Raw genomic sequence first — 26,117 nt, forward strand, 5'->3', positions numbered from 1 at the left:
ATAATGTATAACATAAGAATAAGAACTAATAGGCATCACCTTCTTAATATGTCATTTTTCTCATACTGATAGGCATAGGTGCTGATTTGCAATTGACCTTACCTGTAAAGTTAAAAAATGGATAACTTTCTCCTTCGATATTAGTCCAAAGATTTACAAAGTTCCAACCTGAAAATGTTGCTTTCTGTTTCATCAATGTCGGTGTTTTCTGTGAACCAGCACTGATGACAGGTTCATTGTATCTACCATCAATTACTGTATCGTAATTATCATGAAAATTATCCTCAGCATCTGCTATATAATAACAAGCTGTAAAATTCATTTGAGCAATAGGAGTAAATCCGTACTTCCATACATGGATCTTGTCATGCTCATGATATAAGTATTGTGGATTTATTTCAGTTACCGTTCTATTTGAAACCGCATAGCAGTTTTTCACGCTTACAGATGAATCATTATCTCTGACAAAAGCAAACCCACATATTTGAACATTGTAATCCATTACAGGAGCAAGCTCTGGATTCTGATATACTGTAGGATTGTCATATATTAGCCTTGTGGATATACTCGATAATGTATAGCAATCATTAACAACGGAGTTATGCAAAGCTCCAAACATTCCTGAGATTGCAAGGTTAGTCTGATAAAACTTTCCATATACGTCTACAGCTACATTGCTACTTGACCTATCTGACTTACTTCGCAGAAAGTGACCTACCATTCCGCCAATCCTTGAGTTATATCCTGGACTATCCATAATAGGGCCTTTTAGGTCTACGTCTAATAGTCCATGCACAGAACATTGACTTATTGTTGTATTATCTGAATATCCGCATAATACACCGATCATATACTTGTTATAGCCCTCAATAGAGATAGTAAGTCTAGCGCTTTCCACTATCATTCTACTTAATGTATTATTTTTTGTGTGAGCAAAAATAGCTATATATTTGTACTTATGTTCCCAACCTTCAGGAGGAACATAAGGAACATCATAATCCATAGTTAGATTTGATATTTTATAGAATTGACCATCATAGTTTCCTGTAAAAATGTTATCAAGGTCACCAATCGGCTTAAATATAATTCCTGTCATATCTATATCAGCAACTTGCTTATATGAAGCAGCTAAGTTGTTTCTAATAGCATAAAAGTCTAATCCATCCTCTACCAAGAAGGGTTTATCTGCTGTTCCAACACCTCCACCAAAATTACCGTTTGCCATTACACTGCACCTCCGTCATTCCTACATACTGCTTGAATACTAATACTAGCATCTGTAGGTAATGAGCCTGTCGTAGAGCTGACCACTATCCTAACCCCTGTGTACTTAGTAGAACCTGAAGGTTTATAAGGATTTGCTACAGCTCCTAATACAGTGCCATAACCTGTTTGACTATTAAATCCTACGGTTATAGATTCGACAGCATCATAGCCCTTAGTGTTCTCGAAGTAAGCATAGATAAGACTTCGAACAGGAACCATTGCAAATTCTAAAGTATATTTTGTAGATACGGCAGTATTTTTCTTATATATAAATTCAACATTTGCAGCAGGGTTATCTAATGTAATTTCTACATCTACAGTTGATACTGATATCAATTCATAACCATCTAGTGTAGTAGCTTCAAAAGTGTAAATTCCTGGCTCTGTTATCTTCCGCTCTATTGTCGAAATGATATTTCCTACTTCATCCTTATTTTTAATGGTAACTAAGCCATCAAACTCAACTTCTACAAATTTCACACCGTAATACTGTTTCTCTGTACCTTTCGTAACTGTCACAATTAAAGCAGTATTCCCATTAGGCAGCTTTGTTGTACTGCCTGGAGTAATCGTTGTACCCACTTGATTAGTAACAGTAATCGTTGCATCTTTATATTCTTCTTTCAAAGTCAAGATTAACCCCGTAAATTCATCTGGTTTCGAATATTCTATTTCTGTAAGAATATTTGATGTGTCAGCAGACTCAATTTTTATTCCTGGTGATGTTAGATAATCTGATTTACCAATACGGAATTCGGAAAGCCAAGGTTCTTTGGTTGCTTCTGCTTTCTCAAATTTAACACCAAGAATTTGTTTTTTGGGCAACTCTCCCTCTTTCGGTTGTGGAAGAACCTCTGTAACGGTAATAGTTAAAGCAACAACGCTATCAGTTGGGAATGTCCAATTTTTGATTACATCTTTAACAGCTGATAAGTCGTATGTCGTTGCTGCACCTTGCTTATTGTAGGTCTTGAGTTGTACCGTAGCGTTTTCGTATTCTTTTTTTAATTTCAAGAATAAACCTGTGAATTCATTTAACTTGGTATATTGAATACTTGCTGCAATATCTTCAAGTTTTGGTTCACCTCCCACAAACATTTCTACATCGTCAAAGGCTAAACAATCGATTTTACCAATTTTAAATTCATCAAGCATAAAAGGATTTAATAAAGCCCATAAATCGAGCAACTGTTTTTTAACATCGTCTAGTTCGTCTTTCACATCTTGTTGATAATCTTGTATTTCACGAACAACATTGCCAATTTGAACACGGGGATTCACTTTTTGAAACGGATCACGCTCGTAATAAACAATTCGTAGAGTTTCATCAATACCCAAAACTGGATCGTATGTCCGAACCGTGTCACCGAGATTGGCAGTTGCAAGGCTTTGGTATTCGGGTAAATGCCCTAAATCCAATGCATCCACATCAAGTGCTTTACGCGGATAACCTTCTGTATAATCAACTTCTTCTGTGACACCCTTTAGATTGGAGCCTAATTTGAACTCCAACCCTCGACTAGAACCACGTTGATAAACCAATGACACTTCATACCGATTCCATACCAATTCTGCCCCTAAGTGCTTTGCTAGTTCAATTAAAGCAGGACGCACCTTTTTAGCAGATGGCTTAAAATAAAACGATGTGCTTGTTACTACAGTACCAACACTAAAGCCAGTACCACTTAACAGGGCATTCACAATCGCAACTGAATCACCTTCAATATCTTCAAAGGGAATATCGATTTTATTTAAGGCATATGACACATGATCACAATCAACTCTAATTCCAACCGAGTTATTCCGGATTTTTTGTACTCTTGCAAATTCGAAATATTCTCCGTCCACTTCGAGGATGTTTGGCCATGCTAATAACCGAGTGCTTGCATCAACAAATGTTTCAAATGAAAATGAAAACCCTGCATTGATTTCTTCTTTAATTAACGGACTTTTATAATTAGTAATCCTACCAATCTCACTAAAACTAGAATTTCGAATAATTATAGGCAATTAAACCACCACCTTCATTTCCGGATGGCAACGGAATGTAACAGTAAATTGACCGTCATTTCGAGTGATTTGTTCACGATCAATCATGCCAATTGGTTTAGCTTGATAATAATAATTTGGATCATCATCAAAAATTAAGCGTGACCATGTTGTAACGTTCAACCAAGCTGCAATCCGTCTGCAAGCATCGTTAAATGATTCTCCTGCCAATGTGGACAATAGAAAAGTGGCTGTCACTTCAATATCCCTTTTCGAGTTATCGGGAATCAAAATGGAGCCACTTAAATGCGGTAATTCTTCAAATGTATCTTTATTTTCGGCCAAGAGTGGGCGAGAGGATTCAAGCAACTCCAACTCTAGCGCACTGCAATGCTTATTGTTAAATGTTACTCCATCGTTCATCCTCTACCCGACCCCCTCGTTTTATTTGACTGGTTTTGGTACAATAAGCGACTTGTATATTTAAATGTTTTGTTTGCAATTGTCTCACCATCAATCTGAACTGGCGTTTCTAGTTGCAATTGGATATTCATCTTTTCTGCAAGTGATTGAATTGCGTTTAAAATAGCACTTTCATTTGCGGAAGAATAACCCATATTGCTTTTCGAATTCAACACTTGTTCGTTCAGTGGTTGTTTATTTGCCGTTGTTGTTGCATTAACACCAATTTTTCCTTTCAGATTGGTAGAAACATTAGATAAAGACGAACTCACAATATTGGCGATTTCTTGGGCCACTGTAACAAGTTCAGCCTTTTTCGACTGCATCCCTTCGACAAGTCCACTAATAGCCGATGCGCCAATTGATGGCATTTGAGATAATTCACTGCTTGTTGATCCGACTACCTCTTTCATAGCTTTGCGCCATTCATTTTGATATTTCGCCATCTGCGTTGAAGTCTCTTGTTTCAATTCTTCGATTTTTTGAGCTGTCTCTTCTTTGATCGGCCCCATTTCCGCTGTTGCTTGAGCTTTGGCCAATCTGTTCTTTTCTCTCCACAATTGAACATACAGGTCGAGCTCTTCTTCTGTTAACGTGTTTAAAGCAGCAAGTTCTGAAGCAGCTTGTGGCCCCATTTCACGCAATTGGTCAATTAAGCTGAAATCAACGCCCTTTGATGTCAGTTCAGTTAAATTTCTACGCCAATCTTGCAAAGTTTTAACCTGGGAACCAAGATTCTGCATTAAATCTTGCCCACTAACATCTTTGGATGTCACTTCCTCAAACAACCCCGCAAAGTTAACTAAAGCTTTTTGACGATCTTCAAATGCTTTCTTTTCTTCATCTTTCAGCTTCTGTACTCCATCAAGATATTGTTTATTCAAGTCTTCAACTTTCTTGTGGTAGTCCTCATTAATTTTCGTTTTTTCATCCGTGATCTGCTTCTGCTTGTCGAGTGCTAAATCTTCAAAATGAGTACGTTCTTCGCTGTTTTTTGCATAATGTTGAGCGATTTTCTTTAACAACGACAACTCCTGTTTCATAGAGAGGTTTGCATATTTTTCTTTTCGCTCATAATACTTTTTATCAGCGTTGAATCGATCTTTTAATGTTTCCTCATTGGCTTTGTTGATTTTGATTTGCAATTCAACATCAGCATTCGCGATGTGTTTGTATTGTGTTTGTATCGCTTTCAATCTTCTTACATATGCCTTATCATCGATTTTGCCAGCTTCATGCAACTTATCAATACGAGTCAATTCATCGTTAAATGCCTTTTCGCTTGCTTTATTGATTTTAATTTGCAGATCTGTTTGGGCACCGCCAATATCCTTGTATTTCTTTTTTAACTTATTTAATTCGCTAGTGTATACAGCTGTGTTGATATTTCCAACTTCATATTTTTTGTCGAGTTTGCCCAATTCAGAATCGAATGTTTTAACGATTTTTTCAGCTTTTGCTTTAGCAGCTTTTTCACCTTTTTTCTTTGCATCAATCCCTTGAGCTAAACCTTCATCAAGCCAAAAACCTATTTGTTCGGTCTTCTTCGAGGGGCTGTGGGTATCAAAAATTTTGGTAAATGTATTTAATACATTGGTTGCAACGCCTTTTACAGCGCCATAAATTTCTACCGCTTTTTCCTTAATACCTTTAATCAGTCCAGCGATTAAATCTTTTCCAATCTGTAATAAATTGAAATTTTTAAGGAAATTAACTGCCTTATTCCAACCGCTCGCAACCACATCTTTAACCGTATTCATGATATTTCCTATGGTTGATTTCACCGAATTAAATTTTTCCTTAACTGAATTATAGATAGTTACTAGGAAAGTTTTAATTGTGGCAGTAATGCTCGTCCACAAACTTTTTAGGAAATTTAAGACACCGTTGAAAACATTAACTGTCGTACTTTTTATTGCTCCCCAATTGTCTTTGATTAATTTAACCAAAATCCCTATTGGGCCAGTAATCACTAAGAGTATCATCTGCCAGTTTTGTTTTAGAAAATCAACAATAGCTCCACCGACAGTTTTGAAAATGTTAACAATGCCATTCCAAAGATTCTTAAAGAATTCCGAAATCGGCTCCCAATTCGAAATAATTAACGGCACAGCTGTTGTTAATATCGTAATCGCTATACCAATTGGCCCTGTTAACGCACCAAAAGCCACTCTTAATGCAGGAAGGATTTTTGATGCCAACCCTGCAATAATCGGCCCAACTTTTGAAAATACACCAAGTAATCCGGTAGCACCCGAACCTCCACCGAATAATGCAACCACGCCTAAGAGTGCAGGGCCTAGCGCAGCGAAAGCTCCTACTAAAATACCAATCGCGCTTGTTATGGCTACGATAGTGCCTGCAATTTCTGGATTCTTTGCTGCCCATGATGCGAAAGAACCCACGACATTTGCAACCACTGTTAGTAGTGGTTGCAGAGCGATTATCATATTGCCCACAGCTTCTCTTAAAATCACCACTGGATCTTCGTTCATTCTGTCTATAGATTCATTCAATGCATTTTGATTTTGTGTTGTTTTATCTTGAGCGTCGGCTACTCCTTGGAAAACAGCAATCATGTTTTGCCCTTGGTCTTCCCATTTCGTACCAAATACTAAAGTAGCCAGGTCATTTTTGACCGCGCCATCTTTCATTTGGTCAATATAGGTAACAACCTCGGACATTGCTTTAGAACCTTCTGCGCCACCCTTGGCAACAGCTTGGCCCCATTTCATGAACTGGTCACTGGATACTCCTGCAGAGTCTAAAACAGCTTGTGTGGAATCGTTAATATCAGAGCCGAACCCAGCCATTTGTAAGCGAGCTTCCTTGACACCATCATTCAAATTATCCACATTCCAAGATTTTAAATCGACGCCTTTTTCAAAGATTGCTTGGACTTCTGCAGCACTAAATCCAGCTTCTTTCATCTGCGTTCCATATTCAGATAAAATGTCTAATTGTTCAGGTGGAAAGCCGAATTTTAAAAGCGAATTCGTCATAGCCAATGCTTCTTCATTACTAATACCAAGAGCGGAAGCAAACTCGTTTGTTTCTTGTATCAATTCAATGAAATCAATACCTTGATACGATTTTGCAATTGCTCCGGCACCTTCCACTATTGTTGCGTTCGTCTCGTCTGACGCATCTTTATTTAACGCCCATTGTCTGCGAACACCCTCAAGCGCTTCCTCTCCATCCACACCGTACTTCTCAACGCTTACAATCGCTTCTTTGATACTTTGTATGGATGATTCCGGAACATTAAAGCTTACGTCGATTTTAGTCTCTAAGGATGCTGAATCAAGAGCTGTGGCTACTGCTCCTGCTATCCCAACACCTGAGATGATTCCACCTAGTCCGGATAATTCCCCACCTAAATCCGCGACGCTATCCTGTGCTGTATTTGCATCTTGCTTTAACTGATCTAAATCTTTTCGAACCTCCGCAATACTTGAACCATTATTTAAATTGCGTAATGTTTGTTGAATTTTTTGAAGATCGGTATCGGCACCTAATGCCGAACGGCTAATCTCTTTAAAAGCTTTGTCTAATTCCGATGTACTTGCTGCACCGTTTTGAATTGCCCGAGTTAAATCTTGCCCCAATAAATCAGAAAAGTCACCGAGTGATTTCCCAGTGACTTGTAAGAGATTATCTAATTGTTTTAAGGATTGTTCGTGATTTTCATGAGCTTTTTGGGCGCGTTCTAAAGCTTGCTGGGTTTCAGTAACCGCATTGGCTGCCTGTTGTTCAGCAATTTGATATCGTTTTAACTTCTCTTCTACTTTTGCAACTTCTTCTGAGTGTTCTCCCCACAACTCTTTCGCACGTTCAAGAGCTTGAGCAGTTTCTCGAGTTTTTCGCTGTTGTACATCATAAACTTGTTGCAAGCCATTCATTTTGGCTTCAAGCTTTTCAGTATCGGTAGCAGTATGCTTCATTTGTTCTTGCTGTAATTTCATCTCTTGACGCAAGCGCTTGGATTCACTATCCATCTCACGAATCGATGAATTAAATTCTTGGTTAAAGGCTTTAAAGGTGATTTTTACCTCATTATTATTGTTTGCCAATTACTTCACCTCCTGCGGGCTGTTTTGCCAACCCTCAAATGCCATTTTTCCTTCGTAAATTCGTTCTACCACGCCAATAGGGCTGTGCCAAAAGGTTTCAGCATCAATCCCCGATCCAAGTACATAAAGTACGTATAAGTCCTCCACACACTCAACATTTAACTTGGGAGGTTTGAATTTTTTTTTTCGTTTTTCGTACTTTGTTGCAAGCCTTTTGCAAAGTTGTTGTTATTGCTAACGGTATCGGCAATGATGTTGGCAAATAGCGTTACAGTTTCAGTGAAATCTAAATGGTAAAGTTCGATAAATTCTTCAAATGAGAGATCTTCTTTTTTATTCGCACCTGAAAACGCTAGATAAATCGTCCGGATCATCTTCGTTTCATCAATTTGCCCAATCATTTCCATTTCGTTGCCTGATTGAATGTAAGGCAACATCTTCACTAAGTCGCTAATCAAACTGGATGTTAAATATCCAAGTTGATAACCTTTTTGAACAGCTGAATTCGTTAAAAAGATTGGATATGCTTTTGCGTTGACATATCGCGCTTCGAATTCCCCATCGACTTCGACTGTTTCTAACTCTTTCAACGTTAATTTTTGGATTTTCATGTTATCCCTCCACGATTTTTATCAAAGAAAAAACCCTCTCGAATTATGAGAGGGCTATGGAATTCAATTATTCAATTAAGGTGTTTCTGTGGCTTCTACTAACGCTGTGGTGAAATCACTGTGCCATTGGTCTGCAACTGTTGGATCCTCTAATTCTGGAACTAACGCTTCGTAATAGAATTTTCCGTTTTCATCAGCAACTGCCGAGAACGTTAATTCTAAAAGAGCTAATTCTTCTTGTGTTGTATCAATTGTTAATGTTAATCCGGCTGAGTTTGAAGCTTTCGGGAAGGCGATTAATTTTGTGATATCTTCGAAGTCATCCACTACATCAGCAGTCCACACAAACTCTTTACCAAGTGAACCCTCACCATAAGAATAAACACCTGGTTTTAATCCTTCATTCGATAAACCGAAGAAGTCACGCGCCACGTTAACTGGAATATGAGCGCTTACGGATACATTCAGTTTTGTTGTAACTACTTTTTCTTTAACGATTACACGGCCAGCACGTTTTTGTAACGCTGTCGTTTCAGGTTCGAATGACAATGTACCAACACTACCAAACTTCACGCCTGGTTGTTTCTGCCCACCGCTAACGAATTGAATTGATGAATTCGCAATACTCCAAGAGTCGAATTCTGTAATTGCTTGAGTTGCCATCTATAAATTACCTCCTATTGTTTCGATTAATTTTCCATGCAATTTACTCATTATTTGAGGAACCGCGATATCTGTTGCACGTTCTGTAAAATTCTGTTCTTCTTGGCCCCGACCTTCATCCGGAAATACCAGGTATCCAAAGGAACCTCGTTTATTTGCTGCTCCACCTTTGGATTTTAAGATGAACCCTAGATTTTCAGTTTTACTGATAGACCATTTTGTATCTTTCGCATGTTTTACACTGCCATGCTCTCGGTACCATTTGGTATTTTTATTTCTATTCGATACAGGAATTAAACGCGTAACATTCGACTCGACCAATTTTACTCCGTCTGTATGCAAGGTCTGATTAATTACCTTCTCTGCTCGATTTGGCAGTTGGCGAATATTCTCTTGCAGACGCTGTATTTCTCGATAGTCTAATTCAAAAATCATACGTTACCACCTACAACAATTTTGCGATTGTATTCAAAAATCACCCTGTCCACAAATTGATCTGTGTCCTTTTTCTGCAATCGTTGTTTAGTTGTTTTCGCTAACGTAAATCCTGTCACACCTTTTATGGAGATAATGATATCGATTACCCTTTCGTCTAAGTCATCTCGATTTTCAGAGTAATAGTAGATTGCTACCGTTTGAGTAACGGATTTCATATCATTACTATTTCGAATATCTAACATTTCATAGACAAAACAGTGATAATCGTTGAAGAGTCTTTCTTCTTCATCCTCCGCGATTTCATCTTCGAAAAGAGGGATATCGAACGTATTTAAAGCTGCTCGCATTTCTTCAATCTGTTTCTGCATATATGCCTTAACCTTGCTCAAATACGCCCACCTCCTGCAAATAAAAATACAGATAGTTTCTCGCTCTATCCGGATCGCATTTAATCACTTCATATTCAGTTGAATTCAAAATGATGGTTAACTTACTTTTCTTTATATTTTGTAATGAAGGAGGATAAGGTGTTTTTATTTTCAAATCCAAGGATTTACTCATAACTTGAGCCAGTTGATAATCCTCCTCGCGAGCAGACATTTCTTGATAAGCAAGTATTCCTTGCGGAAGGAAAGCATCGCCTATTCGCTTACCTTTTTCAGATCGCTTTGTTTCCTTTGTGCCGTAATGGATAAAACCGTCATTCAATGCGCTATGTTGTACCATTTGTTGTTTCCTCCACAACGTATAATCTAAATTGCAGATTCATAATTTCGGATCTGAAGTTTTCTTCAAATTCCTCAACTGCATGATTTCTTACATAACGGCACCGGTCTAAGAGCAATTGGCGATTTTGTCCATCGTTCACAAAGTCTACATCTGAGCCAGTAACGGTTTTAAAGTAAGCAATGTTACGATCAATCATTTTGGATAAATCTTCATCCTCTTCATTCCATGTGATGCGTAAATAAGACTTCACATCATTTAGTAAGTCGTTTTTTTCTTGCTCTGTCATGAGATCACTCCTTATCTTTAGGAGTTTCTACTTCCTCAATATAGACTTTTTTGTATTTGTTTTTCGTTGTCGATAACTCTTCCAATCGCGCTTTAGTCGCTTTCGAACCTTCTTTCGGATAAGTATCACCGACCTTGTAAATATGTCCGTCATGCTTTAAATCTTTAAATTCACGAACTACTTTATGTGCCACTTTGACCCCTCCTTATTTTTCAAAAAGAAAAGAAACCCCTAAATTAAGGAGTTTCTGGTTCAGTACCGAATCCGAATTTAATATCTAAATCGTAAACTAAAGCTGTTTTATTATCACGCGGACGGCCGTTTGCAAAGCGTTTGATTGTGTACAATGTCGCGTCTTCAATCGCTAGTGTTTGATCATATTTCTTTAATTTATAATTGCCAGCAACAGCAGCGATGTATTCTCCTTTGACAAAGAATAGTGCTTTACCAACAGGAACCTCTTCCGATTCAACCGTTTGAACGTTGTAAGGCATTGCGGTAACCCATTGGCCATTCGCTGTTTGAATAGTGTTACGGAAATGAACACCAATTGCATCAACCGGATTCACAACCATTACAATTTTATTCATTACTTTACGTGCTTCGTCTTTCGCATTAGTTGATAATGCTTTAACGACTCCATATAGTTCTCCAGCTACAACTTCACCATATTCTGAAGGTGCGAATGTTAAAGTTCCAGAAGAAACTTTGTCTGTTACTGCTCCAGTTTCTGGATCTACATTTTTCATTAAACCAACCGGCTCGCTGTGTACTGAACCTCGACCGTTTACATAGCCATATTCTAAACCTACTGAATATGATTCTACTAATAATTCACGCATATAGCGTTCCACCCATTCAGGGCCAAGTTCTAACATATCATTCGGAATAGCCCCAAATGCAGTGAGTTTTAATTGTGTAATTTTTTCTTCACGGAATGCAGCATTTACTTGCCCAGTAATTTCACCGAACAATTCTTTCCATGCAAATGCTTTCGTTGGATCTGAATAAATAAATTTAGTAGCAGCACCTAAATCTTGAATACCAATTGCATCAAGTAAAGGATGAGCTTGTGTTAAATCTTCAAAAATACGTTGTTGAGTTGTTTCCGGCAGAATCGAATCATCTTTAAATCCACCTTCTTGTACAACGGCATTGAAGAATGTTTTCTCTTCTGATGTTAGTACATCATTACCGCGAGAAATTAGAATTTGGGAATCTAAATTTCTGTTTGCCGCTTCATTTACTGCATCGTTTTTAATTTTTGAAGTTAAATCATCAGCAAGTGCGTTCATCGCATCTGTAAAAGCGTTATCGATTTGTTCCTGTGTTGAATTTTCATCATCACGCGTTGCCATATAAGTATTTAATTTTGTTGTATAATTTTCCATCGTTCCATTTAATTTGATTACCATAATTTTGTTCCCTCCGAATATTTATTATTTTTTTATAAATTAAAAGAACCTTTTTCGCTTCGATTTGTTGTCCACAATTGATGGAGTAGAAGCGGAAATAGGCCCTTGAATTTGATTTTCATTCTGTTTTAATTCATTTAAAATAGAGTTTTTAATCATTTGAATTTGTTCATCTGTAATACCATTGGATGTTTGAGGTTCTTCATCTTTAATTTTTTCTACTCGATCTGCAAACCCTTTTTCAACCGCTTGTTCCGCAGTCATCCAGGTCTCTGCTTCAATCAACTTTTTAATTTCAGAACGACTATTGCCTGTTTTTTCTTCGTAAATTGAAATAATGGACTCATCATAAGTCTCAAGTGCATTTAGTGTCTTTTGAATATCTTGCTTTGTGCCCCATGCGAAAGTGGAAGCTTCGTGAACCATCATTCTCGAACCTGTTCTCATAATAATTTCATCTGCACCCATTGCAATAATTGACGCTGCACTGGCAGCTAAAGAAGTGACTTCTACAATTACATATTTGTCTAAATCTTTTAAGTAATTATAGATCTCGATTCCTTGGTCTGCATCGCCACCACCCGAATTCAACTTAACTCGAATTGTAGAAGAAGATACATCTTGTAAAGCATCACGTACATCTTGTGCGCTTGTAGCTGAATAGAACCAACCACTTCTTCCGATTGCACCCGAAATAACCATTTCGTGTTCATCGTCATGTGTTTGATTTGTAAATAAATGCGGAATTGTTTTAATTTTATTTTTCAATATTCTCACCTCCTTCCGATGACGCATAGTTTTTAGTTAACACATATTCTTCTAATAAAGGGTTGTCCACTGGCTCATCTCCCAACTTCGCACGAATTTCATTCCCGTTATACACTCCACTCGCTCTAAGCTTGTCGACTGCATCAGCAACCTCAAGTGCATTTAATTCGGCAATACCTTGCACTTCGATTCTTTCGCCATTCAGATAATCCTTCTTCTCTATCAATTTTGCATTCAACTCATCTGACAGCTTCTTAAGCAGCGGGCCGATGCAAAACTTAATATAAGCTTTGATTGCCGTTTCATATTCGGCCATGTCACCATGTACAAGTGAAACTGGAATCCCTAAAATATTAGCGACTTCATTTACTAAATCGCGTTTTAATTTAGATAGCTCCTCCACAGATTTGCCGTTGTTATCGCCTTTGGCAACCTCAGTGTATTTAAACCCTTTTAGTTGCGGTACAATGGCTACTGTGTTGTTTTTAAACGATTGGAATAACTTATCGATAAAGTTCTGCAATTTACTTTGATTTTCTTTATCTAGCGATTGAGTTGATTCGATATCGACTGTCCCACGGATTTGATTGTTTCGCATATTAATTTCAATCATGCGACTGAATAAATTACCGTAGTCCTCAAACATCCCACTCATAAATGTAGTTAGCTTTTCGTTGTTGTAAGAAATGAAAATCACTTCATCCATTCGATAAGAGCGCTCGAAAGTCCAATCCTTAACAGTTACATTTGTAAAAGTATCAGGATAGACAGCCATTTCCTTACGTTCGAAACTATCGGCAATCAAGAAATCATTGCTATCTGTTAGAACGACCAACACTTCGTTTTCATGTATTAATTTAAAAACAAAGTCTTGCCAGAAGTCAGCAGCGCTTTGGTCTGTATTCGGTCGTACATTCAATAAATAATCCCATTCGTTATATTGGCGTTTGCCGTTCTTAACGAATCGGAAATCACTTTGACTGATGGTTCGACCTATGAAATTAATACACGTTTCCAACGCCATCTTCTTTAAGTAAGCTCGGTGCGTAGGTTCTTCATAAAAATCTAAATCAAGCATGGACGCAATTTCTTTATTTCTTCCTAAAACTTCACTTAACCATCCCATTCTACATTTTCACCCCCTCCCTAGAAGTTCAGCGCTTCTAACACATCCAAAGCATCTGAAACATCGTAATCTTCTAGATCTCTCGATGCCCATATTCCGTATAAGAACATCATAAAACCATCTGTTTTACGTTTAACTGGCTCTTTTTTTCTATATAATTTGTTGCCTTTGTTATCCAGGACAACTAATACATTATTGCTATACCATCGCATTATTGGGTTGTCTCCAAAAATTACTCGTTCTTCGTCGAAAGCAAGATCAATTTTTGGAGATAACAAAGCACTAGCTGCATCTGGATTTCGAATAACTTCCACTTCAAATCCTTCCGCTTCAAAAAGCGGTCGCAAGATTTCCATCCGGAAATTATCACCTACGATTTTTTTAATGTTCCAACCTTCGTTACGAAGTTCCACAAACCATCCAACAACAATGTACGGATCCATTGAATCTTTATCTAATACTTTTAATAACCCTTCATCTTCCCATTCACGAATTGGCGCAAATTTACGATGATCCTTTTTATTATTACCTTCTCCTTTAGCTGTACTGTAACCGTAGTGTTTATCAGCGAAAGGTTTGCAAACGAAGGAATAAGATAGCTCTCGAGGGATAATGAAATAATCGTTTTTTAAGAAAAGTAACCCACATGCAACGAAATCTCGAATAGAAGCATAATCCACAGAGCCGATGCATTCACGTTTCTTTAATTCTGCTAAGTCATATTCTTGATTAGTAGCTTTTATTTTCTCCCATGATGCCACCGATTTTTCTAAATCGACTTTTGGCAAGTTCATTCGTTTTGTAATGAAATTTTCGTACCCTGACGAATCGTTTTCCAATTTCTTATACTGCTTAAAAACTTTCTTGTATAACGTTTTTGCATAATCGGATAAAGGTGGATGGAACATCGGATTTGCTTTTTGCCACATAACTTCCGGATTGTGCATTTCTTCTTCATCGTCAATGCAGCACATGAACGGGAATAACGAATCTTCTTCTAATGGCACTTCCCTTTTTAAAATGCGTAGCGCACGTTCTTTCAAGCGGTCAATGAAACCGTCACGAACAAAACCATCTGTGCCAATAAAAAACTCTCGGCTGTCTTTGACTTTACCGAGACCTCCACTAAATACATCAACAATTTCGTTACCTTCGTATTGATGCACTTCATCATAAATTATTACTCCGTCACGACCACCATCTTTGGTGCCAGCATTAGAGGTGTGAAATTGGAATGTAGCTTTTGTGTCTACTGATTCGATTAACGCTTTCTGATGTTTGAAGTAACTTTTTAATTCATCGTTCATATCGATCGCATTATACACTTCAGCAAATGACGTTTTCGCTTGCTTTTCACTATTAGCCACAATAGAAACACCATAAAAATCAATTCCATGCAATTCACTGATGAAATAATTTGATAGTGCAGATACAAGACCATTCTTACCAGCACCACGGGCCATGTAATAGAAGAATTCATCAAAAACTAATGAATTATCTTCTTTGTAACGCAAGAAAATAAAACATGTTAAAAATGTTTGGAATGGCTCTAATTCGAAATACCACTTACCAGAAAAGCGCACAAAATTCTCTATTTGTTCACTGTCAAAATAAATGTCCTCCCTGGTGAGAATGTCACCTTCAAGCCACTCTATTAACATGATGCGCTCTTTGTTTAAGATGATTTCACCATCTCGCCACTGACGGATATATTCATCTACATAGCTGTATGTAATCAAATTAAACTACCACGTTTCGATTTGCCCTCTGATGTAGTGGGGGCAGGAGTTGGTTTTAATTTAAATTTAATTGATTTCTCCAAAGCGATTTTTTGAGCATTTATTTTCATCTTCTCATTCATGCTTGGATGACTCTTTGTAAATTTCTGTTTTCCATTCTCAACAGTGATACTAACTCCATCACGATCAATCACTTCGTCACATGCTGCATCCAATTCATGCAATCGAATTAAATCATTTACTTTCTTCACTTCTAATAAATCTTCTGTATCAATTCGTGCTAACAATTGCTTTCTTAGGTCTTCAAAATCCACTTTTTCCATATAACCCCTCCCCCCTAACACCCCTAATGTGAAGGACTAATTTTTTAAAATTTTTAGAGAGTTATGGCCACCCTCCGTTGACCTGTCCTCCAAAAAATTGGAAACTTTTTACCCGGGGGGCCTTTTTCCTCACCAACGTTCGTCATCCCACTTTGATTCTTTCTTTTGGTAACGATCGTGTTTCTTATTGTGGCAACGAATGCAAAGAGTAATGAGATTATCCATCGTCAAACAAAGATCCGGATAATCTTCTAGCTCTTTGATGTGGTCAACATCTAATCGCTTTCGTTTATCCGGTTCACTTTTATTTGTGAATACTTTCCCTTGTCGCTTACATTCCTGACATTCGTTGTTGTCTCGCTTACGTACTTCATTGCGAATGTATCGCCATTCTTTTGTGGAATAGAATGCTAAGTGATCGCCTGTTCGAATGATGGTAATAAGTTCTTGTAATCGTTCAGGTGTTATGTACATTCATCACTCATCCCTCCACAATCTGAATAGCTGTTAACGTACAGCCAAACGAGATAGTTAGACCACCAAACCTTTCCGGCATATCGCCTACTTGCGTCTGATTGCTCCATTCTTTCTTGTGTATGTATCCCGATTGGTTCCCATAATCTCTAACCAATCACGTTCGCTCAAACGTTCCTGTTTGCGTTTCTTAGGCTTATTTGTTTTCGGATGAACATTTCCTTTATCCTTAACCGAAACGCCCAATCTCGCCTTTGTATCACTATCTACGATGTGTTCAATTCGCATCTCATCACCTTCTGTTTTTGTGCATAATAAAAAGCCACATCGTGTTTGATGTGACTTCAAGGAAATTATTTTCTTTTAAATTCGACATTGATAATATTATTTGTGTTAACTAGGACCAATAAACCGTTGTCATCCGGAAGTTCTATCCACTTTTGTGTTGTAATTCGATTTCTATAATCATCGATTGCTAATTCAACACTATCTGTTTTAATTGTGTTGTATTGTTCTGAACCATCAACGAAATAAAATCTAATCAGTAATTTATCCACATAAACACCCCTTCCACAACAATAATAAATCATTATGGAAGGATTTGTCTGCAATAGATTTTTGACTATGTAAATATTCTTGCAAACGAAAAATAAAACGCTCCTAATACCACCAACACAGATACAGAATGTTTAATAAAGTGTGGCAATCTAATTAACCCTAACAATAAATAAGGAATTGAATAAGCTGCTAAAATTACAATAGTAAAAGTAATTAATTTCATAGCCATTTCGTCAAATGATTGTTTCAAAGACTCTGTTACGATATCCAAATAACTAACCTCCCTTTAATAGAGATTTTATTACATTTGGAATTAACTGTAACTATATATTTTCGATAAATAAAAAGCCACACTCAAGGAATGTGACTAAAAATAAAAGCTATTTTTTATTTAGTGCGAAATCCACACCTCTTTGAAATGCGTCATTACCAAATTCAGTAATGATTGCTGTTTTAATAGATTTATCATTTTCTACTTCGACTTCTTTACTGACTTCATTCGCTCTATTATTGATTTCCTTTAAAACTTCAGCATAGCTTTTTTCAGTCATTATTCTCACCTCCTTCCACACTAATAATAGCGTTTCCTGGAAATGTTTGTAATCTCTTTTTTAATAAAAAGCATGTGGCAATAAAACTATGACTAATTTCCGCCATTGTTCGGTTGTGATGGTTGTGATGAATCTGGTGGTTCTTGCAATAAATATTCAGAAAAGTAATACTCTACATTTCTACTTGAGTAATTACGACTGAGAGTAAAAATCACTGTTAATGCAGAAACGATAATAAAATACACCCAAGACCACATAGTACTTCCATGAAAGATATTTGTCATTAGTATCGCAAAAGATGAAGCGTAGAAACTAGACATTACTCCACCAATTTCATGCTTTTTAGATAATAGATATCTGTATCTTTCTTTCTTGAAATCATTTTTTGATAAATGGTTTTCATCTACTTTTATTTCTTCTTTAAAGTACGCGTCCCAATTTTTATAACGTATTTTTGGTATAACCCAAAAAATTGAATGATGTACTTGATTTAATACATAACCTAAAGGGACTCCCAAAAATGCTAATGCTGCACCTAAGGTTAAAATATCAACTGCTGATAAGTCAAACAGGCCCTTAAAATTATCAAGAAAAGTAAAAAAGAAATATGGGAATAAAGTTAATACTGTAGTCCATCCTGGTATACCCCATCTAATTAAATACTTCGTGTCAAAATTCATCCTTTCACATCCTTTCGAACTAATCATAGTACGAATGGAAATGTCTGTCATTAATACATTCTTGATAAAGAAAAGCCACACTCGAATGAATGTGACCTTGAGTTTAAAGTTATTTAATTTTCGTGATTCACTGTAATTTCGAAAATGATTGTATACCCATTTGTGGATCCTTCTAATATATAAGGAATAATGGTATGTAATGTATAACCATCTTCAGCCCAAGTATTTAAAATCTTGTCGAAATCATCATTTATAACATCTTTTTCATAAACATAAACTGTTTTATATTCTTTTTTCAAAACTAACACCTCCTTCCATACCTATCATAATGTGTATGGAAATGTTTGTAAGTAATACATTTTTGATAATAAAAAGCCACATCGTGATTGATGTGACTTAATAGATATTTTTTTATTAGACTCTAGTAAGTTTACTCCATTCCGTCTTCATTTTTCCGTTTTCTACATCTACGGAAGCAATTAAAACTCTCTCAAACTGTTGATTCTTTTCAACATGTTTAGAGCCCACTTTTTCTAACCATTGATAAATTGTTTCTTCATCCAATCCACATGGTTGATTAGCAACAGCTGTACCGCTAACTCTAAGTTCTAAAAGTGTTCTAACACCTTGTTCAAAAACAACAGCTCGATAATCCATTTCTTGTTCTGCTGGCTTGCAAACAATTTTATTTTGTTTATCTCTTTCTTGCTTTCTACGTTCATCCTCTTCTTCTCGTTTCCTTACAATCGCTTGTTGTTGTGGAGTTTTCCCTTGCATACTGTAGTTAAATCCCATTCTAAACACCTCCTCCACATTAATAATAAAACTAATGGAAGGATTTGTATGTAATATATTTCTGACAAGTAAAAAAGCAACCACCTCGCCACAAAGTGATTGCCTTTCATAGACTATACTAGATATATGTTTCCATTTTGAATTTGTATATTTTTCATCTACATCTTAGTGTGTGATGGCTTCCTGCAAACTATCACAATATCAATTTACTACGCTTTTTTGTGAACTTCGCTAGTGTTAGGAAGTTCACTCTTTCAATTACTATTTAAATTGTTATCTGGATTACCATCAGGATTACTTCTGAAATGACTTTCAACGTGTGTACCGTCTGATCTATAGTAGTCATCCACGTAATGATACCCTGGATAATCATCCTCAGCGCCAGGATCATCTGCTTCATACTCTTTACCCGGATAATACCGGTAATGTTCTTTTTTTCCCCCATTTTCACCTGAAATTTTATTAAAAAGTAAAAGTGGTGCAAAAACTGCTAAATTATATGCACCATAAATTAGTGCAAGTGAAAGAGCAATTTTAATTATTTTGGCCATAAAGGAGGTTATTGACTTAGGTATTTCTGTATTTTTCCTTTGAAAAACCCCATCTTTTTCCGTGTAATTAAGTTCTATATACTTATTAAAAAGTTGGAGAAGAGCAATCAAAAACACACAATGTAGCATTATGCTCATAATCGGATGGTCTAAACTTAATCTTAGTACCTTAACAAAGGTTTCCATTGTACTTACACCGACTTTCACTTTTGGAAGATTATAACATTTCATTCCTTTCGGATGGTATTTATTTTTAATAAAATTTTTAAGTTAGTCAAACCCAACCAATCCGTTTAGCAGTTTCATCAATCAATAAATTCCGTTTACGCAGCACCTTATGCCGAGACATAAACAACTTATCTGCAATATCTTCCCATTCATAGAAGTCGCTTTTACACCAATAACGCATATCTACAATAGTTTTCGAATCGTTATCAAGCTCCTGGTATAAATCTTCTATTACATTCACAATCTGTTTTAAATTTTGATAGAGCTTATCTTCTGATAATGCTAGCGCTTTTTGTTCGGTTGTATTACTGATTCGATTCGACTTGCCACCACCGATATTTGAATCGGCTTCGGAAAAAGGATGAATTAATTCCCATTCACGAAATTTCAATTGCCGTTTATTGTGTTCGTGATCAATCCAATATTTTTCGATTTTTTGTATGTCTACTCTCGATAATGTTGCCAATTTATCACCTTCAATTTTAAGCCACCTAGAAGGCTCGTATTCGTGTTTTTAATTTCAACGAGTTAATATTCAAACCTGTTAATAATTCGTCGCTTGTCGTTCGTGATTGACCTTATTTTTATCGTAATAGGCTTCCTCTAGCTGTTCTTCCGTAAATCCAAGCAAATTCACCAAACCTTTAAACAGACTAATCGTTTCAAAATAATAAAGTTGTCTTTCGTTAAACATAGCAATACAAACAGCTGCATAAGATAACGCAATGAATTGTTCAGTTAGATCTTTATAAACTCGAGCCGGTTGTTTAGCAACTTGTTCAGGATCAATACCTAAGTCATTTCCTAACGAAAGAACGAAATGGAAACTATCAGCTGTTTCTTCAAGTGCCTTATCCATTTCCGGCCCTTTATTCGACCAATGTTTGAAGCAACGCGTTTCATTTGCTGTTTCTTGGATTTCACAAAGTAATGCTTCAACTTTGTTTGTAAATAAATCTTGGCCCTCTAAATTTTTCTCACCGATGATATGTGCATCTAGTGCAGCTTGTGCTTTGAATAATTTTTGATAGTTCATTATTTCGATTCCTCCAATTCTTTTTTGCTCTTTGTTACCTTTCCAGTAATCAACTCAGCATAAGGCAACGATTCTACCCACTTAGCAAACTCTCGCCATTCTGCTAATCTGTGTAAGCGTCTCGAATGATACATGTTTTGCAGCACTTGATAATTGCATGTGAATCCTCTTCGATAAATGAACCCCATTGGAATTGCTTTCTGCATGTCACGCCATTCTGGAGAACCTGTTTTCTTACCACTATCCCACCAGGCTTGTATCGCTTCATTTGCAGCTGCAAGTTGTTTTTGTGCGATTTCAGATAACGGTTTATCAAATGAAATATCATCTTCTGTCAATAATCGCCGTTTCCCGAGTGTGTGCATCATACTTGTACTGTTGGCAACGGTGCCGACTTTATACGCATCTGCTTCTTTCCACCATTCATTGCCTGCAATGATGTCCACGGACACTAATATTTGCCGCATAAACTTAGCATGATCACTTCCGGCCTTTACTAATTTCATTGCAAGTTTCATGTCATTTTCGCCCATCACGAAACCTTCGACATTTGATTGAGTTTTCATTCTGTTACTTTCTACGCTGTCGATTCCATCCCAGGACTCCCACGAGTTCCGCATATTTCTAATGGCACCCATAAAGTTATAAACTCTTAAATGTTCAAATTGAATCATATTTTTTCTCCTTATTTCGCTTTATCTTCGAATTGTTCATTAGGTGATTGCGCCCAATCCAATAAAATCCGGTTGAATAACCTAATTTGAAAGCAGAAGTTAAAGGGTGACTTCTACTTTCCTTCATTCATTTTCTTTTAAGACATATATCTAGGTGGTTTTGACGGTGTCCACGTTTACCCCCATGATCGTTCATGGGGGTGCCCATGCTCGAATCGATGGTTGGTGCCCAATACGGTGTCTACATCCGCATCCATCTTGATGTCTAAAAGGAGGCTGTCCTGATCAGACAGTCTCTTTTTTATTGGGTTCTTCCTTCAACCTTTACATTACTTAACAAACTGCTTTTCCGGTATTATTTATAGGTTGTTGCATGGACTACAACTTTTTTGTTTGTTGTTTTTTTATTTTTCATTCCAATATTCTCTACTATTTGCTACAATTTTCTATGTTGTTTATTTAGGAGGTGGTATTGTGAGTCATGAAGTTATTACACTCTCTGCAGGAACGAATATAGAGCAGGGAGTAACTGATGTAAAAATTACAATTGAAGGCTATTCTGATATGCCTATTTGGAATCATGATTTAAAAGTTAAGGCAATTATTGCATTGTTAAAAGATATTGATCTTAAACATTACGAAGAATTAAATCGTACAGACGAAGCTTACAAAGCTGGAGAAGAAATCATACATATATTAATGGATAGTTTTGGCTTTGATGGTTTTGACGAGTGATTTTTTATAAGGGGCTTTTTTATCTAAGAAGTACCCTTATTCACTTTTACCACTCTTAATGCACAATATGCTTCAACTACTCATCATCCAAAGCAACAATTCTTAAAGCTCTTTCACTCGTTCGCTTTAACCAGGATGGTGTCATATAGAATTGAATCGTTGTTCTTTTCACACCTAAATATTGAGCAAGTTCTTCTTTGGTACCATCTGTTAGATACTCTTCACCACGATAAGCAGCATAAATTTTATTTTTCTCGAGTGTAGACATTAAAATGCACCTCGTTTTAGGTAATTTTGGTATAAAGAAAGAGAGCCCCCTTAAAGAGAACTCCCTATTTAGTTTTATTGTGTTACTTCTTCTTTTTCAGAAACAGTTACTGTCCCGTCACCTTCAACCGCATATTCAACGCCTTCATGCACTTCATCTATGCTCATTTGACCATCTGGAACTTTGTTTGGGTCCGGTGGTGTAGTTTCCATAACTTCTTTTGGTGTTCCGTAGTGGTACTGAATATCAACTAAGAAGTACACTCCATTTTTATTGAACTTTTCAGTGATCTTGTGCATGTTCATTTCGTCATTTTCTTTAGCAGCATTTACAATTTCCTCTGCTTCTTCTCTTTTGTAAGCGATCCATTGTTCTTTTTGCACTAATAATTTTTTCATGTTAATTTTGCCCCTTTTGGTTTAATAGTTTATTTTGTTTTCGCTTCTCTTCTAAATCTTGCAACGTGATCCAACCGCCATATTTTTTAGAAAAGGTGATTAATTTGAGTTCGAACGGATAACGGGTTTCGAATATTTTCTGTTTGAGTTTGAAAACATCCGTCAGCATACCTTTGATATCAATTACTTCAATTCGATTGTCGGAGTAGTGGACCTCGAAATCAGCTTTGTAATAACTAGCTCTAACCTTTGTCCCGTCATTCCTTGTGTAAGCATCAATCAACACGTAATTCTTTTGCATGAAGAACTCATATACTGTTCCGTTGGCCTGCAACTTTTTGAGATGGATATAGAAATCTCTCTCCATTTTTGAATCGAATTTAATTCCGTCATATTCAACTTTTTTATTTTTGTATTTGTTCTTTTGGACCTTGATTGGCACAACATCCAGGATTGGCTTTCCAATTCCAATCATTTGACGAACTTTAATTCTGGCCGCCTCTGCATTATCTGCATCAACTTCCATATCAGTTACGCCACCGGCTGACCGGTCAAGCCATTTAACAAGAAACTTATCCAAAATACCACTCCTTAGAACGGATAATCATCCGACGATTGCTGTTGATGACCACTATTTGCAAATGGATCATTGTTGTAATTTGTTTGTTGTCCGTATTGTTGCTGCTGTTGGCCATATTGTTGATTAGGTTGAGACTGCTGGCCCTGTTGCGAATTATTACGCTCAAGGAATTGGATTGAATCGGCTACAACATCAGTCGTGTACACTCTTTTACCATCCTGGGCCTCGAAACTTCCGGTTTGAATGTGACCGTCAACGCCAATTAAATTACCTTTCTTTTGGAAGTTTGCTAGGTTTTCCGCCGTTTTTGTCCATGCAACACAGCTAATAAAGTCGGCTTCCGGTTGCCCTTCTTTTTTTACTCGTCTATTAACTGCCAATGTAAATTTCACATTAGCTGTTCCTGATGGTGTATAGCGTAATTCCGGATCTTTCGTCAGCCGGCCAACCAGTACGACACGATTAATCATTCTTTTTCCTCCAATACTTTTTGCGTGATTTTATAAATCTTCTCGTAAGTCGGATTGAATTCAGTTAACCCTTGAGTAATTTGGGCAATTTCTTTTAATGCAGCAACCAACTTTTCTTTTTCCACATAATCACCCTTTCTCAAATATCATTGCAGTAGCTGGAAACATTAAGGTTTCATCCTTCAACTCGCGCAATGTTTGGTATTTATTTTTGTCTGGAAACCAAAAGCTTTTATCCAGTTGATTCGTAATATCGAATACTTTAGTTGGTGCCCTTGTGGTTTCGTTTAAGCAATGTCCTTTTGCTGACTGTTCATCTCTTGCAAAGACTAGGAAATGTTTGTTGTCACCTAAAGGGAAAGTAAATAGTTTGATAGGATTGAGATTTAGCTCATTTCTTTCTCTCATAGCTTGTACTTCTTGATGATTGACTAAATCCCAATTAACCGACTTAGCGTTATCGGTGCCCCTCACCGTACCGTTCTTGATGAGCCAGTACACTGAGTAGGCCAGTTTTTCCTCATCGTACTTAATCGCATCCAGCAACAGCTCTTGATATGTCATCTGATGACACCTAAGAATCTGTTATAAGCAGCCGTTACGGTACCAACTCCACCATTTCGGTTTTTTGTTACACAAAATTCGAATGGCTGCCAAGTCTGGTTGTTCACTTCTTCTTTGTAGTAGCCTTCTCGATACAAACCGATAATCATATCAGCGATCTGTTCAATTTCTCCCGATTCACGTAAATCTGAATTCATTGGGCGCTTATTTGGTCTCGATTCAATGCTTCTCGAAAGTTGTGACAAGACGATAACGTGTACTCCTAATTCTTTAGCCATCGTTTTTAAGTCGTTGGTGATCTGGCCGATTTCCACGTTTCTGTTTTGGCCAGGCTGCTCCGGCTTGATAATCGATAAATAATCAATCATGACCAAGAAATCGCAATCTGGATATTCATTTTGTAATAACCGAACTTTCGAGCGCATTTCAGAAACCTTTTGGCCAGGCTTGTCAAAGAATTCAAAACCACTTTCAGATAAGATGCCTAAATCAGATGACCACTTATCTTTTTGTTCAGCCGTCAGTAGGTTGAATAAATCTTTCGTTTTACCTCGATTAAATCCCACTGTGGAAGGAATTAATCTTTTTAGGATTAATAGCTCGGTTTCCATTTCTAAACTGAATACAACGGGTATAACTCGTTTTTTAAACATAGTTGTAACATGTCTAAGTCCCGCATTCTTTCCGATGGTTAAAATCACATCTGTTTTCCCCACCGATGGCCTAGCTGATATGATTGTGAGCTCTTTCGGTCTAAATCCCTCGATTAATTTATCAAGCTCCGTTATACCGCTTCCGATGCCGGTATCTACTTTTTGCGTTTCATTGAACGGCATTTCGAAATACTTAACCAATTCGCTTTTTATACTCTTACGATCATCAATTCTAGTTGTGTCCAAATCAGATAGCTTTTGGATAATCTCTTGAGCTGACCAACCTTCTTGCAAACTAACATTTTGAATCCGTCTGGTTTCTCGCTGCTTCCACTTATCTAGAAACTCAACAACTCGTCCGTTGAACTTATCTAAATTAGAATTGTCCATACAGGTTGTTAAGTAAGATGCACCTCCAACGAATTCAGGTGTTTGATGCATTAGGATTGTGACAAACTCAACTTCTTTACCCTCGTTCATTAGCTGCTCAATTACGGAAACGATATTCACATTTGTTTTACTTTCAAAATGACCTTTGTTTATACCGGATTCTTTTAATAAAAATGGATGGTTAATGATTGTTCCGATAATCGACATTTCTAGTAAGTTATGTTGTTCCATGTCATTCCCCCATGTTCAGAAGATCCCTTTCACTCATGTTGTTCACATAGTTTGGCGATTTAGTTTCTACTTGTTGTATTTGATTTTTAGAAATATCGAGCTTAGCTTTGTTTAACCTTTCGTCAAACTTGTTGTTGAACAGAGTGGAAGGTTGCAAGTATTCATCCCCAAGTTTTCCATTGTTGAAAGTTACACCTTTCCATTCTTTGCAGCAGTAATCGATCACCAACTTGAAATCATCAAAAGTAAAACCTTCGTTAAATCTAGCCTTAATTACTTTTCTATTGTTAACAGTAGTAGACTTAAAGTTTTTATCTGCCTTTTCATTTAGATAATCGATTACCTTTTTAAAAGGTATATTATCTTTTTCTTTATCTATATCTATATCTATAT

At 36.8% G+C, this 26,117-nt stretch carries 37 protein-coding genes; 1 reads left to right on the forward strand and 36 read right to left on the reverse strand.

The window, feature by feature from the left end; translation table 11 throughout:
* Positions 1 to 43: 43 nt before the first annotated feature.
* From D1B33_RS07430 to D1B33_RS07560, 28 genes are all read right to left on the reverse strand, one after another.
* Positions 44 to 1,225: a hypothetical protein gene (locus D1B33_RS07430; RefSeq protein WP_118875727.1), complete on the reverse strand. Its 1,182-nt coding sequence runs from the start codon at positions 1,223 to 1,225 to the stop codon at positions 44 to 46.
* Complete coding sequence (locus D1B33_RS07435) at positions 1,225 to 3,276, reverse strand: phage tail protein (RefSeq protein ID WP_118875728.1); 2,052 nt, start codon at positions 3,274 to 3,276, stop codon at positions 1,225 to 1,227. Before D1B33_RS07435 ends, D1B33_RS07430 begins: the two co-directional genes overlap by 1 nt.
* Positions 3,277 to 3,678, reverse strand: coding sequence for a distal tail protein Dit (locus tag D1B33_RS07440; RefSeq protein ID WP_118875729.1), 402 nt, complete (start codon positions 3,676 to 3,678; stop codon positions 3,277 to 3,279).
* On the reverse strand, positions 3,675 to 7,790 hold the full coding sequence (locus D1B33_RS07445; protein ID WP_118875730.1) for a hypothetical protein: 4,116 nt from the start codon (positions 7,788 to 7,790) through the stop codon (positions 3,675 to 3,677). The genes D1B33_RS07440 and D1B33_RS07445 overlap by 4 nt, the downstream gene beginning before the upstream one ends.
* A 158-nt stretch (positions 7,791 to 7,948) precedes the next feature.
* Entirely contained in the window at positions 7,949 to 8,401 is a 453-nt protein-coding gene (locus tag D1B33_RS07450; protein WP_118875731.1) for a hypothetical protein, read from the reverse strand.
* Positions 8,402 to 8,476: 75 nt separating this feature from the next.
* On the reverse strand, positions 8,477 to 9,064 hold the full coding sequence (locus tag D1B33_RS07455) for a phage tail protein (protein WP_118875732.1): 588 nt from the start codon (positions 9,062 to 9,064) through the stop codon (positions 8,477 to 8,479).
* The gene (locus D1B33_RS07460) at positions 9,065 to 9,499 is read right to left on the reverse strand and encodes a hypothetical protein (RefSeq protein WP_118875733.1); all 435 of its coding nucleotides are present in this window, start codon (positions 9,497 to 9,499) and stop codon (positions 9,065 to 9,067) included. It abuts the gene before it with no gap.
* Positions 9,496 to 9,891 (reverse strand): hypothetical protein, encoded by a 396-nt coding sequence (locus tag D1B33_RS07465; RefSeq protein WP_118875734.1) that lies wholly within the window; start codon positions 9,889 to 9,891, stop codon positions 9,496 to 9,498. Before D1B33_RS07465 ends, D1B33_RS07460 begins: the two co-directional genes overlap by 4 nt.
* Positions 9,878 to 10,228, reverse strand: coding sequence for a phage head closure protein (locus D1B33_RS07470; protein ID WP_118875735.1), 351 nt, complete (start codon positions 10,226 to 10,228; stop codon positions 9,878 to 9,880). The genes D1B33_RS07465 and D1B33_RS07470 overlap by 14 nt, the downstream gene beginning before the upstream one ends.
* Positions 10,215 to 10,517 (reverse strand): phage head-tail connector protein, encoded by a 303-nt coding sequence (locus D1B33_RS07475; RefSeq protein ID WP_118875736.1) that lies wholly within the window; start codon positions 10,515 to 10,517, stop codon positions 10,215 to 10,217. Before D1B33_RS07475 ends, D1B33_RS07470 begins: the two co-directional genes overlap by 14 nt.
* Before the next feature lie 4 nt (positions 10,518 to 10,521).
* Entirely contained in the window at positions 10,522 to 10,710 is a 189-nt protein-coding gene (locus tag D1B33_RS07480; protein WP_118875737.1) for a termination factor Rho, read from the reverse strand.
* A gap of 43 nt (positions 10,711 to 10,753) precedes the next feature.
* A complete protein-coding gene (locus D1B33_RS07485; protein WP_118875738.1) occupies positions 10,754 to 11,932 on the reverse strand; it encodes a phage major capsid protein in 1,179 nt (392 codons plus the stop codon).
* A gap of 39 nt (positions 11,933 to 11,971) precedes the next feature.
* Positions 11,972 to 12,700, reverse strand: a complete 729-nt coding sequence (locus tag D1B33_RS07490; RefSeq protein ID WP_233549409.1) for a head maturation protease, ClpP-related — start codon at positions 12,698 to 12,700, stop codon at positions 11,972 to 11,974.
* Complete coding sequence (locus tag D1B33_RS07495) at positions 12,690 to 13,826, reverse strand: phage portal protein (protein WP_118875739.1); 1,137 nt, start codon at positions 13,824 to 13,826, stop codon at positions 12,690 to 12,692. Before D1B33_RS07495 ends, D1B33_RS07490 begins: the two co-directional genes overlap by 11 nt.
* A 20-nt stretch (positions 13,827 to 13,846) precedes the next feature.
* Positions 13,847 to 15,565 (reverse strand): terminase large subunit domain-containing protein, encoded by a 1,719-nt coding sequence (locus D1B33_RS07500; protein ID WP_118875740.1) that lies wholly within the window; start codon positions 15,563 to 15,565, stop codon positions 13,847 to 13,849.
* Positions 15,562 to 15,888, reverse strand: a complete 327-nt coding sequence (locus D1B33_RS07505; protein WP_118875741.1) for a terminase — start codon at positions 15,886 to 15,888, stop codon at positions 15,562 to 15,564. The genes D1B33_RS07500 and D1B33_RS07505 overlap by 4 nt, the downstream gene beginning before the upstream one ends.
* Positions 15,889 to 16,017: 129 nt before the next feature.
* Entirely contained in the window at positions 16,018 to 16,362 is a 345-nt protein-coding gene (locus tag D1B33_RS07510) for an HNH endonuclease (protein ID WP_118875742.1), read from the reverse strand.
* A gap of 87 nt (positions 16,363 to 16,449) precedes the next feature.
* The gene (locus tag D1B33_RS07515; RefSeq protein ID WP_118875743.1) at positions 16,450 to 16,650 is read right to left on the reverse strand and encodes a hypothetical protein; all 201 of its coding nucleotides are present in this window, start codon (positions 16,648 to 16,650) and stop codon (positions 16,450 to 16,452) included.
* Between the two features lie 65 nt (positions 16,651 to 16,715).
* On the reverse strand, positions 16,716 to 16,919 hold the full coding sequence (locus D1B33_RS07520; protein WP_118875744.1) for a hypothetical protein: 204 nt from the start codon (positions 16,917 to 16,919) through the stop codon (positions 16,716 to 16,718).
* A gap of 65 nt (positions 16,920 to 16,984) precedes the next feature.
* Positions 16,985 to 17,191: a hypothetical protein gene (locus D1B33_RS07525; protein ID WP_118875745.1), complete on the reverse strand. Its 207-nt coding sequence runs from the start codon at positions 17,189 to 17,191 to the stop codon at positions 16,985 to 16,987.
* Between the two features lie 109 nt (positions 17,192 to 17,300).
* Entirely contained in the window at positions 17,301 to 17,471 is a 171-nt protein-coding gene (locus D1B33_RS18415) for a hypothetical protein (protein ID WP_158582936.1), read from the reverse strand.
* A 92-nt stretch (positions 17,472 to 17,563) separates the two neighbouring features.
* Positions 17,564 to 18,151: a BA5345 family protein gene (locus tag D1B33_RS07530; RefSeq protein ID WP_118875746.1), complete on the reverse strand. Its 588-nt coding sequence runs from the start codon at positions 18,149 to 18,151 to the stop codon at positions 17,564 to 17,566.
* A gap of 113 nt (positions 18,152 to 18,264) precedes the next feature.
* Entirely contained in the window at positions 18,265 to 18,450 is a 186-nt protein-coding gene (locus D1B33_RS07535; RefSeq protein WP_158582937.1) for a DUF4177 domain-containing protein, read from the reverse strand.
* A 115-nt stretch (positions 18,451 to 18,565) separates the two neighbouring features.
* Positions 18,566 to 18,946, reverse strand: a complete 381-nt coding sequence (locus D1B33_RS07540) for a hypothetical protein (RefSeq protein WP_118875748.1) — start codon at positions 18,944 to 18,946, stop codon at positions 18,566 to 18,568.
* A gap of 254 nt (positions 18,947 to 19,200) precedes the next feature.
* A complete protein-coding gene (locus tag D1B33_RS07545) occupies positions 19,201 to 19,683 on the reverse strand; it encodes a hypothetical protein (protein ID WP_118875749.1) in 483 nt (160 codons plus the stop codon).
* An 88-nt stretch (positions 19,684 to 19,771) separates the two neighbouring features.
* The gene (locus tag D1B33_RS07550) at positions 19,772 to 20,191 is read right to left on the reverse strand and encodes a DUF722 domain-containing protein (RefSeq protein ID WP_158582938.1); all 420 of its coding nucleotides are present in this window, start codon (positions 20,189 to 20,191) and stop codon (positions 19,772 to 19,774) included.
* A 78-nt stretch (positions 20,192 to 20,269) separates the two neighbouring features.
* On the reverse strand, positions 20,270 to 20,761 hold the full coding sequence (locus tag D1B33_RS07555) for a dUTP diphosphatase (protein WP_118875751.1): 492 nt from the start codon (positions 20,759 to 20,761) through the stop codon (positions 20,270 to 20,272).
* Complete coding sequence (locus D1B33_RS07560; protein WP_118875752.1) at positions 20,761 to 21,435, reverse strand: hypothetical protein; 675 nt, start codon at positions 21,433 to 21,435, stop codon at positions 20,761 to 20,763. The genes D1B33_RS07555 and D1B33_RS07560 overlap by 1 nt, the downstream gene beginning before the upstream one ends.
* 474 nt (positions 21,436 to 21,909) lie before the next feature.
* On the opposite strand from D1B33_RS07560, the gene D1B33_RS07565 reads away from it, so the two are divergent.
* Positions 21,910 to 22,170, forward strand: a complete 261-nt coding sequence (locus D1B33_RS07565) for a hypothetical protein (protein WP_118875753.1) — start codon at positions 21,910 to 21,912, stop codon at positions 22,168 to 22,170.
* Between the two features lie 76 nt (positions 22,171 to 22,246).
* Here D1B33_RS07565 and D1B33_RS07570 read toward each other — a convergent pair whose 3' ends face one another.
* The 8 genes from D1B33_RS07570 to D1B33_RS07600 all read right to left on the reverse strand — a co-directional run.
* The gene (locus D1B33_RS07570; protein WP_118875754.1) at positions 22,247 to 22,438 is read right to left on the reverse strand and encodes a hypothetical protein; all 192 of its coding nucleotides are present in this window, start codon (positions 22,436 to 22,438) and stop codon (positions 22,247 to 22,249) included.
* Positions 22,439 to 22,512: 74 nt separating this feature from the next.
* A complete protein-coding gene (locus D1B33_RS07575; RefSeq protein WP_118875755.1) occupies positions 22,513 to 22,836 on the reverse strand; it encodes an organic solvent tolerance protein OstA in 324 nt (107 codons plus the stop codon).
* A 1-nt stretch (position 22,837) separates the two neighbouring features.
* Entirely contained in the window at positions 22,838 to 23,416 is a 579-nt protein-coding gene (locus tag D1B33_RS07580; protein ID WP_233549410.1) for a DUF1064 domain-containing protein, read from the reverse strand.
* 11 nt (positions 23,417 to 23,427) lie between these two features.
* Positions 23,428 to 23,886, reverse strand: coding sequence for a single-stranded DNA-binding protein (gene ssb, locus D1B33_RS07585; protein ID WP_118875756.1), 459 nt, complete (start codon positions 23,884 to 23,886; stop codon positions 23,428 to 23,430).
* Positions 23,883 to 24,011, reverse strand: coding sequence for a hypothetical protein (locus tag D1B33_RS18740; protein WP_267897034.1), 129 nt, complete (start codon positions 24,009 to 24,011; stop codon positions 23,883 to 23,885). Before D1B33_RS18740 ends, ssb begins: the two co-directional genes overlap by 4 nt.
* Before the next feature lie 4 nt (positions 24,012 to 24,015).
* On the reverse strand, positions 24,016 to 24,450 hold the full coding sequence (locus tag D1B33_RS07590) for a hypothetical protein (protein ID WP_118875757.1): 435 nt from the start codon (positions 24,448 to 24,450) through the stop codon (positions 24,016 to 24,018).
* Positions 24,447 to 25,724, reverse strand: a complete 1,278-nt coding sequence (locus D1B33_RS07595; RefSeq protein WP_118875758.1) for a replicative DNA helicase — start codon at positions 25,722 to 25,724, stop codon at positions 24,447 to 24,449. Before D1B33_RS07595 ends, D1B33_RS07590 begins: the two co-directional genes overlap by 4 nt.
* 1 nt (position 25,725) lies before the next feature.
* Positions 25,726 to 26,117, reverse strand: a 392-nt coding sequence (locus D1B33_RS07600; RefSeq protein WP_199677375.1) for a conserved phage C-terminal domain-containing protein, incomplete at its 5' end; no start/stop codon positions are given.

It is taken from the genome of Ureibacillus yapensis, from assembly GCF_003515775.1.
GTDB lineage: Bacteria > Bacillota > Bacilli > Bacillales_A > Planococcaceae > Ureibacillus > Ureibacillus yapensis.

What these genes read in the sequence shown, in the direction of transcription:
- D1B33_RS07510 (WP_118875742.1), bottom strand. Translation starts at nt 16,362, where the DNA reads ATGTACATAACACCTGAACGATTACAAGAACTTATTACCATCATTCGA.
- D1B33_RS07495 (WP_118875739.1), bottom strand. Translation starts at nt 13,826, where the DNA reads ATGGGATGGTTAAGTGAAGTTTTAGGAAGAAATAAAGAAATTGCGTCC.
- D1B33_RS07555 (WP_118875751.1), bottom strand. Translation starts at nt 20,761, where the DNA reads ATGAACTATCAAAAATTATTCAAAGCACAAGCTGCACTAGATGCACAT.
- D1B33_RS07545 (WP_118875749.1), bottom strand. Translation starts at nt 19,683, where the DNA reads ATGGAAACCTTTGTTAAGGTACTAAGATTAAGTTTAGACCATCCGATT.
- D1B33_RS07560 (WP_118875752.1), bottom strand. Translation starts at nt 21,435, where the DNA reads ATGATTCAATTTGAACATTTAAGAGTTTATAACTTTATGGGTGCCATT.
- D1B33_RS07455 (WP_118875732.1), bottom strand. Translation starts at nt 9,064, where the DNA reads ATGGCAACTCAAGCAATTACAGAATTCGACTCTTGGAGTATTGCGAAT.
- D1B33_RS07440 (WP_118875729.1), bottom strand. Translation starts at nt 3,678, where the DNA reads ATGAACGATGGAGTAACATTTAACAATAAGCATTGCAGTGCGCTAGAG.
- D1B33_RS07505 (WP_118875741.1), bottom strand. Translation starts at nt 15,888, where the DNA reads ATGGAAAAAGTGGATTTTGAAGACCTAAGAAAGCAATTGTTAGCACGA.
- D1B33_RS07530 (WP_118875746.1), bottom strand. Translation starts at nt 18,151, where the DNA reads ATGAATTTTGACACGAAGTATTTAATTAGATGGGGTATACCAGGATGG.
- D1B33_RS07470 (WP_118875735.1), bottom strand. Translation starts at nt 10,228, where the DNA reads ATGGTACAACATAGCGCATTGAATGACGGTTTTATCCATTACGGCACA.
- D1B33_RS07575 (WP_118875755.1), bottom strand. Translation starts at nt 22,836, where the DNA reads ATGAAAAAATTATTAGTGCAAAAAGAACAATGGATCGCTTACAAAAGA.
- D1B33_RS07485 (WP_118875738.1), bottom strand. Translation starts at nt 11,932, where the DNA reads ATGGTAATCAAATTAAATGGAACGATGGAAAATTATACAACAAAATTA.
- D1B33_RS07595 (WP_118875758.1), bottom strand. Translation starts at nt 25,724, where the DNA reads ATGGAACAACATAACTTACTAGAAATGTCGATTATCGGAACAATCATT.
- D1B33_RS07460 (WP_118875733.1), bottom strand. Translation starts at nt 9,499, where the DNA reads ATGATTTTTGAATTAGACTATCGAGAAATACAGCGTCTGCAAGAGAAT.
- D1B33_RS07590 (WP_118875757.1), bottom strand. Translation starts at nt 24,450, where the DNA reads ATGACATATCAAGAGCTGTTGCTGGATGCGATTAAGTACGATGAGGAA.
- D1B33_RS07570 (WP_118875754.1), bottom strand. Translation starts at nt 22,438, where the DNA reads ATGTCTACACTCGAGAAAAATAAAATTTATGCTGCTTATCGTGGTGAA.
- D1B33_RS07515 (WP_118875743.1), bottom strand. Translation starts at nt 16,650, where the DNA reads ATGCGAATTGAACACATCGTAGATAGTGATACAAAGGCGAGATTGGGC.
- D1B33_RS07475 (WP_118875736.1), bottom strand. Translation starts at nt 10,517, where the DNA reads ATGACAGAGCAAGAAAAAAACGACTTACTAAATGATGTGAAGTCTTAT.
- ssb (WP_118875756.1), bottom strand. Translation starts at nt 23,886, where the DNA reads ATGATTAATCGTGTCGTACTGGTTGGCCGGCTGACGAAAGATCCGGAA.
- D1B33_RS07450 (WP_118875731.1), bottom strand. Translation starts at nt 8,401, where the DNA reads ATGAAAATCCAAAAATTAACGTTGAAAGAGTTAGAAACAGTCGAAGTC.
- D1B33_RS07430 (WP_118875727.1), bottom strand. Translation starts at nt 1,225, where the DNA reads ATGGCAAACGGTAATTTTGGTGGAGGTGTTGGAACAGCAGATAAACCC.
- D1B33_RS07540 (WP_118875748.1), bottom strand. Translation starts at nt 18,946, where the DNA reads ATGGGATTTAACTACAGTATGCAAGGGAAAACTCCACAACAACAAGCG.
- D1B33_RS18415 (WP_158582936.1), bottom strand. Translation starts at nt 17,471, where the DNA reads ATGACTGAAAAAAGCTATGCTGAAGTTTTAAAGGAAATCAATAATAGA.